Origin of the sequence: Klebsiella sp. R390, assembly GCF_051131745.1 — a bacterium.
GTDB lineage: Bacteria > Pseudomonadota > Gammaproteobacteria > Enterobacterales > Enterobacteriaceae > Klebsiella.
Genome location: NZ_CP180445.1, coordinates 78,296 through 90,010 on the forward strand (window position 1 = coordinate 78,296; position 11,715 = coordinate 90,010).

Sequence of the window (11,715 nt, forward strand, 5' to 3'; positions counted from 1 at the left end):
CGGCAGATCCTGTTGACAATTAATAATCGTTATCCGGCATCATCGCCCCGAATTTATAGACCAGGCGCAGACGTTCGGCATGATAATCACCGGTAACCGGCGACGGTGAGTCAATATAATCAAATTCAAACTCGGCATGTAAACGCGGCGTCAGGTTATAGCCTAAAATCATAAATCCGGCATTAATGTCCTTGGCGGCAATCGGATAATAAATACCGCTGGAGTCTTTTAAATCCAGCCGCGTATAGCCGATAACCGCCAGCGCATTTTGATTATGATAAACATAGCGCAGTGCCAACCCATCGCCGGGCTGATTACTGGTGATCATCGATGCCAATGGCTGCCCGGCCTCGATGGGCGTGGTGTCATAAATACCGAAATTATACGGCGCAAAATAGGCACCATTTAAAAAGGCGTCATCTTTGCTGGGCACATGAGTCGCAATTATCGAGAAACTGTGCTGTCGTGAACGAATACCGATGCGCGCGGAATAGAGGTCGGTATCAATGTTTTTATACGGCCAGGATTGATCGGAGGCATCCCATTCATGCAGATACTGCGCACCGAAAAACGGCGTCCAGTCGCCGATGCTCAAGCCACGTACCGGCAGTTCCGTCCCGGCGAACGCCATCTGCGCCCGCTTATCGAAATGATAATACCAGGCTTCGGCCTGAGCATCATACAGATGACCATAACGCAGCCCGAAGGTGGAAAAACCATCGCTGTCCACCGACGGGATGGTGGTGTCATCGACTTCAGGCGCGCCGGTATCGCCTTTGCCAAAGGTATCGGAACTAAAGGGCTTGAAGCGATATATCCGGTAGCCATACAGCTTCAGCTGCTGCTTATCCAACAAGCTGTAATCGCCGCCAAAGCCTTCATACAATGCCGGGATCATCGTCCGGCCTTCACCGCCGTTGGCAAAAGGCGTATCCAGGGCGATGCGCCCGCCCTGCAGATTAAAACCATATCCGCGGTAGCGTAAATAGGCTTTACCCAGCACATTAATATTATCCGCTGGCAAATAGCCTTCAGTTTTTTCACTATTATCGGGATTCAACCCCAGGTTCCATGAACCATATTCCGCGACGCCAAAACTAAAACCATAAAACTCGGGGCTGACATATTGAATATCACCACCGAAGGCGTGGGTTTGTTTGTCGGCGACGGTGCCACTATACTCCTTAAAAAATTGCATGGTTTTGACTTCGCCATAGATATTACCTTGCGCGAGCCAGTCGTTGAATGAATCAGAATCATTGCCGATGGGGGCGGTGTTAGCGTAAGCGCTACTGCATAATAACGCCAACGGAAATAACGCCCGCGTCGGGACTCTGAATGAACCGTTTAATTCCATTGCCAGATAACCTCATTACAGGGGACAGAGATATTTTTATTTACCGCTTATTACCGCTTAGTGAGTGGCGCGTCAGTGCGCCCACCCGCGCCGTGAATAAACGTCACGGCGACAGGTGATATTGACTGAAATAAACTATACCCGTCATACTTTACGTTATATGGACGAGGGCGGAATCTGTTTCAATAATGCTTTGCCATAATCATTACCATTAGGAATACGTGTGATCGTATGGATATGAAAACGCGCCGGCTGTTCGTTGGTCAGCCACATGCCGCTATGGTGGTCGAACTCCAGCATCACCACCGGACTCTGGATGCGGTAATAAAAAACGTCGTCATCGCCGCAGCCGCCGATCCAGCACCACCAGGTGTCCGCCAGGTGCTGCTCGATTAAGGCCAGCCGGTGCTCTGCAGGGGCATCGGGTAGAAAATCCAGGAAACAGGCCACCGTCGCCATTAACAGCGCCCGCTGTGATGGGGTAAATTCCGCCGCGCAAATCCCTTCATAGGGAATAATGCGGTTATCCTGGAATGCGCCGCCAAGATGACGCTGGTCGGCAAAATTAAAGCGTTCCGCCGGCATCGCCGGGTCTTCCATGTGCTGGAAAATGGTCGCCCGTGCCTGCTGGTCTGGCGTCAGTGCCTGCATTAATTGCAGGCCGCAGCGTTCCTCTTCGGTAAACAACGCCCCGTCGCTGTCATCGCCGCGGTCGATAACGTTGGGTTCCACGCCCATAAAGGTCGGAGCAATGGTCAACTGACGTCCGATGATAAAGCAGCAAAAGGCGACGTGGTGGCCGTATATATTCCAGCCCCAGGGCTTATAGACGGAAGGTTCGCCAAACAGCATGAAGTGAAAGCTCCAGCGATTCATGATGTTGTTAAGATCGTACAGCTCGCCGAGAAAATGGTTGGCATCCATCAGCCGGGTGACTTTGCTAAACCCACTGTCGCTGGTACAGGCTCCCAGCAGTCCGAGAAACGCCTCGCGCGTCGCCGGGCCGGTATCTTCGAGGCGCACGCCATAGTCATTGAACGGAATTTCCGGGTTGTACCACGCTCTCCACTGCGGGGCGTCAATGGGCTGACAGACGCGCTGCCGGGCGCTAGCATCCAGTGTCTCCAGCAGCAATGTGGCGGCGGCAACAGCATCTTCCACGGCAAAACCTTCATCCGCTAACGGGAACAATCCCTCGCGAACTGCCCCGTCAGTGGTGATCCCGCGAAACGTCTCATTCAGTTTCGCCTGCCACTGGGCCTGCAGGTCGCGGGCTTTGTCCGTCGCCAGCATTCTTGCGCCGTAGGTGGCAACGTCGACATTGCGGGCCGCCAGGATCCGTGGCGCGTCGGCGGGCAGAAGATAGTCGCGAAACGGGTGTCGACTCATCTTGCCCCTCCTGCCGCGACGTCATCGCCAGCGCTATCGTCGGCGCTATCGTCGGCGACAACGCGATGGCTCATTGACCCCAGGCCATCGATGGTCAGCTGCATCACATCTCCCGGCTGCAAAAAACAGCCGCACGGCGCGCCAATACCGGAAGGCGTTCCGGTGGCAAGCACGTCACCCGGCTCCAGCGTCATCACCGAGGAAAGATATTCAATTTGTTGATAGATATCGTAAATCATATCTCCAGTGGTGGCCTGCTGGCGGCATTCACCGTTCACCGTCAGCGTCATGTTCAGCGCCATCGGGTCGGCGATCTCATCGGCGGTGGTCAGCCACGGGCCCAGCGGGCCGTGCGTATCAAAGGATTTCCCCAGCGTGAAGGTCGGCGATTTTTTCAGCCAGTCCCGGGCAGAGAGATCGTTGACGATCAGGTAGCCGGCAATCACCCCCTGCGCCTCACTGGCGCGGACGTGGCGACAGCGCCGACCGATAACGACACCAAGTTCGATTTCATAATCCATCTGCTCGCTTAGCCGCGGCTTCACCACCGGGTCGAAGGGGCCGTTGATGCAGGACACCTGCTTGTTAAACCACAGCTGCGACGACGGGATAGCAATGCCCGCCTGCCGCGCCTCCTCAGCATGCTTGCGGTAGTTCATGCCGATGCCGAGAAATTTTTGCGGATCGATAATTGGCGCTTCGAGGTGGACATCCTCCAGCGCCACCGCCGGGCCGCTCGCCTGTTCGAGCCGTGCGCGGAGCGCCGGCAGATCGTTGAGCAACTGGCGCATCGAATGCTCGATACCGGCAACTTCGGACAGATCGACAACCGTGGAACCGACAACTTTTCCGAGACGAGTTCGCCCCTGGTGGGTATAGCGCACGAGCTTCATATCACTCCTTTTTATGCCGCAAAGGGCGTCATTTGTGACAGCACAATCTGCCAGCCCTGCGGGGTACGACGCAGCACCAGCGTGGAAAAACCGTGGCGAACCCGTTCGGTGCCATCGCTCAACGAACGCACGATATTGCAGGTTTCACCGCTGATAATGGCAATATCGCCCAGCAGCCGGATCTCCGGCGTTGGCCGCTCAATAGCGACAAAACCACCCATTCTGGCCACATGTTCGAGGAAAGCGTCTTTACTGTGCGCCATCCCGGTGCTGTGAATATGCAACAGATCGTCAGCCAGCAGCGGTGCGAGACGTTCACGATCGCCGGCAACCAATGCCCGCTGGCGTTCCGTCTCCAGCGCCAGCAACGCCTGGATATCGGCGTTCATAGCAGCCCCTCGTAGGATCCGCCGTCGAGCTGCAGGTTTTGCCCGGAAATGTAGGAGGCCTGATGGCTACACAAAAAGGCGCAGGCGGCAGCAAACTCGTCCGGGCGACCGAAACGACCGGCGGCGATGGTGGCTTCATTACGGCGGCGCGCCTCTTCCAGGCTAATGCCCTCTTTGGCCATCAGCCGCTCCAGCATAAATGCCTGGCGTGGCGTATCGATACGCTCCGGCAGCAGGTTATTAATGGTCACGTTGTCGGCGACCACCTCACGACTAATCGCTTTACAGATCGCCGTCAGCGCGGTGCGTGCCGAGGTGGAAAGCCCCATCATGTAGTGCGGTGCCTTAACCATGGCCGAGGTGATATTGACGATCCGTCCGAAGCGCCGCTGCTGCATTCCCGGCAGCCAGGCCCGGATCAGCTGCACCGCTGGAATGAAATTGGCCGCCATCGCCGACAGCAGCGCCTCTTCATGCCAGTCGGTGAGCGCCCCGGGCAGCGGCCCGGCGTTGTTGGTGACCAGAATGTCAATCTGCGGGTAAGCCGCAAGGATCGCTGCCCTGCCTTCCTGCTGCGTCAGGTCGGCGACGATCGTCGTTACCGCGATTTGCGGAAAACGCGCGCACAGCGCCGCCGCCGCGCGCGCCAGTTTCTCTTCATGACGCCCGTTAAGAACGACGTTTACCCCTTCCGCCGCCAGCGCCGTCGCACAGGCAAGCCCCAACCCCTGTGATGATGCGCAGACAAACGCCAGCCTGCCGGCAATCCCCAGATCCATTCTCCGCTCCTGAATGTTAATCATTGGTAAAATAATGTACATATATTGATATATCTCAAATTGCGATATGTCTAGATTTGCCGGGAGGATTAGAATGAAAGTCGGAGATGGCTCACGAAAGAGAACCGTACAGAAAATACCCGTTACACCAGATTGCGGACAGGAACCGGCCTGCAGACCGCATGATGTGGGGTCCGCAGGGTATTATCAGGTTCGGGGTGAGGGAGAAGCTGTGGTTAACTGATTTGCGCCAGCTGCTGCTGGATCTCATCGAGGAACAGCGGCAGCGCGCTGGGCTGGTAATCCCGGGAAAGGTAAATGCCGTAGACGCTCAGCGCTTTCGGGGTCCAGGCGGGCAGTACCGGCTTGAGCGCCCCGCTGTTCAGGGCGCGCTGCGCCTCCAGTACCGGCAGCATCGCAATGCCGCATCCGGCCACCGCCGCGTCCAGCAGTAATGAAGAGATCCCGGCGCTGAGATTACCGGAGACCGCCACCGACACCGCCTCCCCCTCGGGGTCGGTAAACTGCCACTGCGGGGCGGCAAAATGGCTGTAATGCAGGCAGTTGTGCTGGCTCAACTCTGCCAGAGTCTGCGGCTGTCCGTGCAGCTGTAGCCAGCGCGGGGAGGCACACAGGACCGAGCGACAGACTCCGAGACGGCGAGCAATGGCGCCAGGCTCCGGGTTGTCGGTAATGCGAATGGCCACGTCAATACGCTCGCCAATCAGGCTCACCGGATGGTTATTGATATCAAGCTCCAGGCGAAGCTGCGGGTAACGGGCGAGAAAATCTGGCAACAGCGGCGAAATCAGCTGCATTGCCGTAAAGTGAGCGCAGGCAACACGCAGCGTCCCGCTGGGCACCGCCCGTTCGGTTTGACCGGCAATTTCGTCCGAAAGCTGGGTCAGGCTGCGGGTTTTTTGCAGCACTTTCTCACCGGCGGCGGTTAACGTCAGTTTACGGGTTGAACGGTGGATCAGCCGGGTCCCCGCCCAGTGCTCCATCTGTTCCAGATAGCGGCTGACCATAGGCCGCGACATGCCCAGCGCGCGGGCGGCGGCGCTCAGGCTACCCAGTTCGCAGATCCGCATGTAGACCTGCGCGGCGATAATTCTGTCCATCTGACACTTCCATCTGCACGATTTATGAAACTCAGCATCTCTTTTTTCAGGAATTTTCGCAAATCAGGAAATCCGTAAAATAGCGTCATTCACCTGATACTGAGAAAACCACCATGAAATTATCTGCCCTTGCTATTGCCACCGCCCTGTTCAGCAGCGCCGCGTTTGCCGCGCCCTTAACCCTCGAGACCTACAACCCGCAGGATAAAGGGATTTTCGCCGTTAACTCGACGCTGGTCTCTGGCCCCCATGAAGCGGTGCTGTTTGATGCGCAATTTAGCGTGAAGGACGGTGAAAAACTGGTCGAGATGATCCGCAGCAACGGCAAACCGTTGACCCGTATCGTGATAACGTCCGGTGACCCGGATTTTTATTTTGGTCTGGAGCCGCTGGTGAAGGCCTTCCCGCAGGCGAAAGTAGTCGCCACCGCCGAAGTGGTGAACCATATTAACGCCACCAAAGCGGCGAAGCTCGCCTGGTGGGGTCCGCAGATGAAAGATGGCGCGCCGAAGCAGCTGTACACCCCGCAGGTGATCGACGCCACCACCTTCACCATTGACGGCGAAAAAGTGGAGCTCCGCCAGCCGCAGCACTATGCTGCTTTCGTCTGGATCCCGGGCAACAAGACCCTCCTCGGGGGAACCGGCGTTGCCTGGGGGATGCACGTGTGGACCGCAGATACCCAAAGCGCAGAAAGCCGCCAGCAATGGCGTCAAACCCTCAACGATATGGCCGCTCTGCATCCGCAGCGGGTGATCCCGGGCCACTACCTCGGTCCACTACCGGCCGGTGACCGCGCGATTACCTTCACCCACGACTATCTGCAGCAGTTTGAGCAGGCATTGAAGACGCATCACGATTCCGCTGGCGTGATCGGCGAAATGAAACAGCGCTGGCCTGGGCTGGCGGAAGAGAGTTCGCTGGAGCTGAGCGCGAAGGTGAATACCGGCGAGATGAAGTGGTAACAGGCCCCAGGCTGACGGGGCAATCGCGCCGTCATTCTGCACCGGCGACGAGCATCATGAGGATCGTTCATCAGGCAGTTCAGTATCCTGCCGGGTTGCGTTATGATGCCAGGCTTCAGGTGGCTGTCGAGTACAGACGGCCACCGCACACCGCCCGTCGGAGGAAACTTGAGAAGCGACACACGGTTATCACGCGTTTTGCACATACTGGTTCATCTGGCCTGTGACTCCGCAAACTATACCTCGCAACAGCTGGCTGACATGCTGGATACCAATGCCGTTCTGGTGCGCAGGACTATGGCCGGGCTGCGCGAAGCCGGTTATGTACGTTCTGAAAAAGGGCATAACGGCGGCTGGTCATTAAGTTGCGACCCGCACCAGGTCACCCTGCTGGATATTTATAAAGCCCTGGGGATTACCCATCTTTATAACCTTGGAATTAGCCGGGATAACCCCCATTGTCTGATTGAAAATACCGTTAATGCAGAACTGGACGACGCCTTAAACCAGGCAGAATTACTGCTCATGAACCGCCTGAATGAAATAACACTCAGCTTCCTTTGCGATAAGTTTAAAGAAAACAATCGCTAAGCGCGTTATTCACCAGCGTTTCCCCACCCGACATTTATCGATATGTGCTTTCGTTTTCACGATGCCCAGAGCGTCGTGTTGATTTTGTCTGATTTAGATCGTACCTTTTGTTGTTACATGAGTTACTCACACTATCAGGAGTTATTGTGCAACAGATTATTGATCCATCTACCCTTCAGGCGTTATGGTCCTGCATCGTGCTCAGCGTTGCTGCTGCCAGCATTTCATTTACCATCACCCAGACCGAACTTTTTGTTCCGCTGCGTAATTTTGCCAATAAAATCGGCCATATGACCGGCTATCTGTTCCACTGTTTTTATTGCATGAGTCACTGGGTAGTCCTTGCCGGGGTTCTCATTTATCGCCCGCTGATTATCAGCAGTGGTAATATTTATATTGACCTCGTTATTACTCTGTTTTTCACCATCACCCTCGCCACATTCGTCAGCGGTTTTATGTTCCGCTCTTTTATTTATGTCATGGACAAAAAGATGAAAGAGAGTGAGCTTAAAGAGATGATGAACAAAAACAGTCAAAAATAAAAAAAGGCGATCGTTGAGATCGCCTTCTTCGGATAGCTTAACCTTGCAGGTCAACGTTATTCGGGATTATTTCGCCAACAGTTCCTTGCGGATTATCTCGGCGCCGGCGCTTAACGCCTGCAGCTTGCCTCTGGCGACCTGACGCGATAGCGGCGCCATGCCACAGTTGGTTGACGGATAGAGTTTGTCGGCATCAACAAACTGCAATGCTTTGCGCAGAGTGTTGGCCACTTCTTCCGGCGTTTCAATGGCGTTGGTTGCCACGTCAATTGCCCCGACCATCACTTTTTTACCGCGAATCAGCTCCAGCAGATCCATCGGCACCCGCGAGTTATGGCACTCCAGCGAGATAATATCGATTTTTGAGGTTTGCAGTTTCGGGAACGCTTCTTCATATTGCCGCCACTCTGAACCCAGCGTCTTTTTCCAGTCGGTGTTAGCCTTAATGCCGTATCCGTAGCAGATATGCACCGCGGTTTCACATTTCAGCCCTTCGACCGCTCTTTCCAGCGCGGCGATACCCCAGTCATTAACCTCATCGAAAAACACATTAAATGCTGGCTCATCAAACTGGATAATATCCACCCCGGCCGCTTCTAACTCTTTGGCTTCCTGATTGAGGATCTTCGCAAATTCCCATGCCAGTTTTTCGCGGCTTTTATAGTGGTTATCATACAGCGTATCGATCATCGTCATCGGCCCCGGCAAGGCCCATTTAATCGGCTGGTCGGTGAGCTGACGTAAATAGCGCGCGTCGTCGACAAATACCGGCTTTTTACGGGCAACTTCACCCACCACGCTCGGTACGCTGGCCTCATAGCGGTTACGGATTTTAACCACCTGACGGTTCTCAAAATCCACGCCATCAAGGTGTTCAATAAAGGTGGTGACAAAATGCTGGCGCGTTTGCTCGCCATCGCTGACGATATCAATACCCGCCAGCTGTTGTTCCTGCAGCGCCAAACGCAGGGCGTCCTGTTTCCCCTCAACTAAGATCTCATCCTGCAATTTCCACGGCGACCACAGAGTCTCGGGCTGCGCAAGCCACGAAGGTTTCGGTAAACTGCCCGCTGTTGACGTTGGTAATAATATTTTCATAATAGAGAGCCTTGTTATTTTGTTAATTACAGCGCGCAGCTAGCGGACCATTGTTCAAGAATTTTTTTATAGGGCTGGATGAAGTTCTGTTCCGTAAACTTGCCCTGCTCAATCGCCAGGTGACTCCGCTCTTCGCGGTCGTAAACAATTTTGGTTAACGAATGATCCTGGTTACTCAGGTTTGGCTGATAGTATTGCCCGGCGGCGGTGTTGGCATTGTAAATTTCCGGACGGTAAATTTTCTGGAAGGTCTCCATGGTACTGATGGTACCGATCAGTTCCAGACTGGTGTAATCACTCAGTAAATCACCGGCGAAATAGAATGCCAACGGCGCAACGCTATTTTTCGGCATGAAATAACGAACCTGCAAGCCCATTTTCTTAAAATACTGCTCAGTCAGCGAAGAGTCCTGCTGCTGATATTCATCTCCCAGTACCGGATGCTGATTCCCGGTGCGATGATAGATATCTTTGCTGGACACGCTCAGGCAGATCACCGGCGCTTTGCTGAACTGCTGGCGGTATTCATTTGAATTGACAAAATGCTTGAAGATATTGCCGTGTAGCTCGCCAAAGTTTTCAGGAATACTAAACTCAGGCTTGTTTTTATTGTGTTCCAGCAGCAACACGCTGAAGTCATAGTCACGGACATAAGACGAGAAATTATTGCCGACGATGCCTTCAATACGTTCGTTGGTTTTTTTATCAATAATATTGGTTTTCAGTATTTCAATGACCGGGAACGCATCGCCCTGCGCTTCAACGCTCATATCAACCGAGATGATTTCCAGCTCAACAGAATAACGGTCGCCTTTAAGATTATCCCAGTACGCCAGGGTATTAAAACGATTGTTCATCATCACCAGGGTGTTACGCAGGTTCTCCTGACGATTCTCTCCCCGGGCCAAATTGGCGAAGTTAGTGGTAATACGCGTATTGTCCGAAGGGTTATAATTCTCATCGAAACAACTGCTTTTAATGGTGAAGCTGAAGTCTTTGCTCATGATGTCTTGTACCTGCGTTCTGCGATGAAAGCTGAAGTTATTGCTTGAACAACGGGAATAACCACTTATTATCTGCGGGCTTTCCCATTTAGGGGCTTTCATTTTGGCTACCGTTGATGAGTTATATTTTATGCCAGAGCCCTTAGAGCAGAGAAAGCGACTTAATTTCATCACAACATGAGCCATTTTCATGGTCGGGGATTAACCCGGAAAGCAGATGGTTGCGCAAACGGAGGGGCTAAGAGAATTAACCTGAAAAGCCAAGGTTATTCTGATGCTGGATGAACCTGAAGCCATAATATTATTGTGGTTAATTAAGACGGCTTCGGCTCTTTTAATTGATATTAAAAACGCGGCAATAATTAATGACAATAATTAAATGGGACTATAAAGTAAAATATCACTGAAACTGAAGGAGATAGCGCAGACCGTTTTGCGTACTGTTTTGCTGTACGCCGGGTGCGCTCGCTGACTTACAGGATATCCCAGATGCAACAAATTGCGTTTTATATTCTTATTGCCAGCCTGACCATTGCCAGCCCTGGACCGGGCGTGTTACTCACCCTGACCAACACTCTTAATTATAACCTTCGCAATGCCATGGCCGGGATCGTCGGCGTCGCCGTTGGCATGGGTGTGATATCGATTATCGCGGCCAGCAGTGTCGGCGTGCTCATTACGACGTCACCCTTCGCCTTGTTGGCCGTGAAGATCGTCGGGGCCGCTTACCTGATTTATCTTGGGATCAAATTATATCGTTCCGCTCCGCGGGTGTTGAACCAGCACACCAATACGCCAGAGGCAGTCACCCCGCCGTCCACCACTCAGCGCTTTCGCCAGGGAGTGCTGGTTTCCTTGCTCAATCCCAAGCCTATCGTCTTCTTTATGGCGCTGTTTCCCCAGTTCATTAATCCGCAGCAGCCCTTTGTTCCCCAGTTTTCGCTGCTGTCTGGGATCTTCTGCCTGCTGGTAATGACCATCCATTCTCTTTACGCCCTTTTCGCGCACTCGGTAAAGAAGAAGATGTCTTCCGGTAACCTCTTTCGCAAACTCAATAAAACCGGCGGGATGGTGTTCATGTGTTTTGCTGCAGGTCTCCTCATTTCTGCCCTGCATCCCTATATCTGAGCCTCTGTTTGCCTTTGGGCTGTTGGTGCCCACATTCAGACTGATGAGGTTGCCATTGCCGCCAAAATAGACCACGATAGATAGCACGGTATCCAACGGGTGCCGTTCTTAGGGTTACATTTCGTCCGGTAACGCCGGGCTTGTCCTTGAAACAGAAGTGGATTAAGGAGTAAGAATGAAATCGAACCACCATGCACGTCATCTTCTCGGCCTGAACTATAAGCTCTCCCAGCAGAAAAAAGTGGTGCTGGACGGCGAGAGTGAAACCACCATTAACCATGCTCATGCCACCGGACGCAAACGCCGCGCTGGCTAACTCTTCAGCTGAGTGATGATAAAAACACCGTCCTTTCGTCAGGATGGTGTTTTTTTAACACAATTCCCCCTCTTTGATAGCATCTGCTCTATAATCTGCCCCGCTGCTTTCCCTGCCAGCCCGCACGCTTATCGCCGCGCCCG

13 protein-coding genes are annotated in these 11,715 nt (G+C 53.6%); 5 read left to right on the forward strand and 8 right to left on the reverse strand.

Going from position 1 to position 11,715, the window contains the following annotated elements:
- Nucleotides 1–19: 19 nt before the first annotated feature.
- The 6 genes from ACMYSP_RS00315 to ACMYSP_RS00340 form a co-directional block, all read right to left on the reverse strand.
- Complete coding sequence (locus tag ACMYSP_RS00315; RefSeq protein ID WP_434584869.1) at nucleotides 20–1,198, reverse strand: hypothetical protein; 1,179 nt, start codon at nucleotides 1,196–1,198, stop codon at nucleotides 20–22.
- Nucleotides 1,199–1,513: 315 nt separating this feature from the next.
- A complete protein-coding gene (locus ACMYSP_RS00320; protein WP_434584870.1) occupies nucleotides 1,514–2,746 on the reverse strand; it encodes a DUF3500 domain-containing protein in 1,233 nt (410 codons plus the stop codon).
- Entirely contained in the window at nucleotides 2,743–3,639 is an 897-nt protein-coding gene (locus tag ACMYSP_RS00325) for a fumarylacetoacetate hydrolase family protein (RefSeq protein ID WP_434584871.1), read from the reverse strand. Before ACMYSP_RS00325 ends, ACMYSP_RS00320 begins: the two co-directional genes overlap by 4 nt.
- An 11-nt stretch (nucleotides 3,640–3,650) precedes the next feature.
- Nucleotides 3,651–4,028 (reverse strand): nuclear transport factor 2 family protein, encoded by a 378-nt coding sequence (locus tag ACMYSP_RS00330; RefSeq protein WP_434584872.1) that lies wholly within the window; start codon nucleotides 4,026–4,028, stop codon nucleotides 3,651–3,653.
- Nucleotides 4,025–4,807, reverse strand: a complete 783-nt coding sequence (locus ACMYSP_RS00335) for an SDR family oxidoreductase (protein ID WP_434584873.1) — start codon at nucleotides 4,805–4,807, stop codon at nucleotides 4,025–4,027. Before ACMYSP_RS00335 ends, ACMYSP_RS00330 begins: the two co-directional genes overlap by 4 nt.
- A gap of 236 nt (nucleotides 4,808–5,043) precedes the next feature.
- Nucleotides 5,044–5,928 (reverse strand): LysR family transcriptional regulator, encoded by an 885-nt coding sequence (locus ACMYSP_RS00340; protein ID WP_154143800.1) that lies wholly within the window; start codon nucleotides 5,926–5,928, stop codon nucleotides 5,044–5,046.
- A gap of 113 nt (nucleotides 5,929–6,041) precedes the next feature.
- Between ACMYSP_RS00340 and ACMYSP_RS00345 the strand changes: the two genes are divergently transcribed.
- From ACMYSP_RS00345 to ACMYSP_RS00355, 3 genes are all read left to right on the forward strand, one after another.
- Nucleotides 6,042–6,893, forward strand: a complete 852-nt coding sequence (locus ACMYSP_RS00345; RefSeq protein WP_434584875.1) for a Vmh family MBL fold metallo-hydrolase — start codon at nucleotides 6,042–6,044, stop codon at nucleotides 6,891–6,893.
- A gap of 198 nt (nucleotides 6,894–7,091) precedes the next feature.
- Nucleotides 7,092–7,484 carry an Rrf2 family transcriptional regulator gene (locus ACMYSP_RS00350; protein WP_434584876.1) on the forward strand — a complete coding sequence of 131 codons (393 nt, stop codon included), beginning with the start codon at nucleotides 7,092–7,094 and terminating at the stop codon, nucleotides 7,482–7,484.
- 146 nt (nucleotides 7,485–7,630) lie between these two features.
- A complete protein-coding gene (locus tag ACMYSP_RS00355; protein ID WP_434584877.1) occupies nucleotides 7,631–8,026 on the forward strand; it encodes a DUF1360 domain-containing protein in 396 nt (131 codons plus the stop codon).
- Between the two features lie 66 nt (nucleotides 8,027–8,092).
- Here ACMYSP_RS00355 and ACMYSP_RS00360 read toward each other — a convergent pair whose 3' ends face one another.
- Nucleotides 8,093–9,124: a methionine synthase gene (locus tag ACMYSP_RS00360; RefSeq protein ID WP_434584879.1), complete on the reverse strand. Its 1,032-nt coding sequence runs from the start codon at nucleotides 9,122–9,124 to the stop codon at nucleotides 8,093–8,095.
- Between the two features lie 26 nt (nucleotides 9,125–9,150).
- A complete protein-coding gene (locus tag ACMYSP_RS00365) occupies nucleotides 9,151–10,128 on the reverse strand; it encodes a DUF1852 domain-containing protein (RefSeq protein WP_434584880.1) in 978 nt (325 codons plus the stop codon).
- A gap of 489 nt (nucleotides 10,129–10,617) precedes the next feature.
- Here ACMYSP_RS00365 and ACMYSP_RS00370 point away from each other — a divergent pair, with 489 nt between their 5' ends.
- Both ACMYSP_RS00370 and sra read left to right on the forward strand, forming a co-directional pair.
- Complete coding sequence (locus ACMYSP_RS00370; protein ID WP_434584881.1) at nucleotides 10,618–11,256, forward strand: LysE family translocator; 639 nt, start codon at nucleotides 10,618–10,620, stop codon at nucleotides 11,254–11,256.
- Between the two features lie 175 nt (nucleotides 11,257–11,431).
- Nucleotides 11,432–11,572: a stationary-phase-induced ribosome-associated protein gene (gene sra, locus ACMYSP_RS00375; protein WP_123754269.1), complete on the forward strand. Its 141-nt coding sequence runs from the start codon at nucleotides 11,432–11,434 to the stop codon at nucleotides 11,570–11,572.
- Nucleotides 11,573–11,715 lie beyond the last annotated feature (143 nt).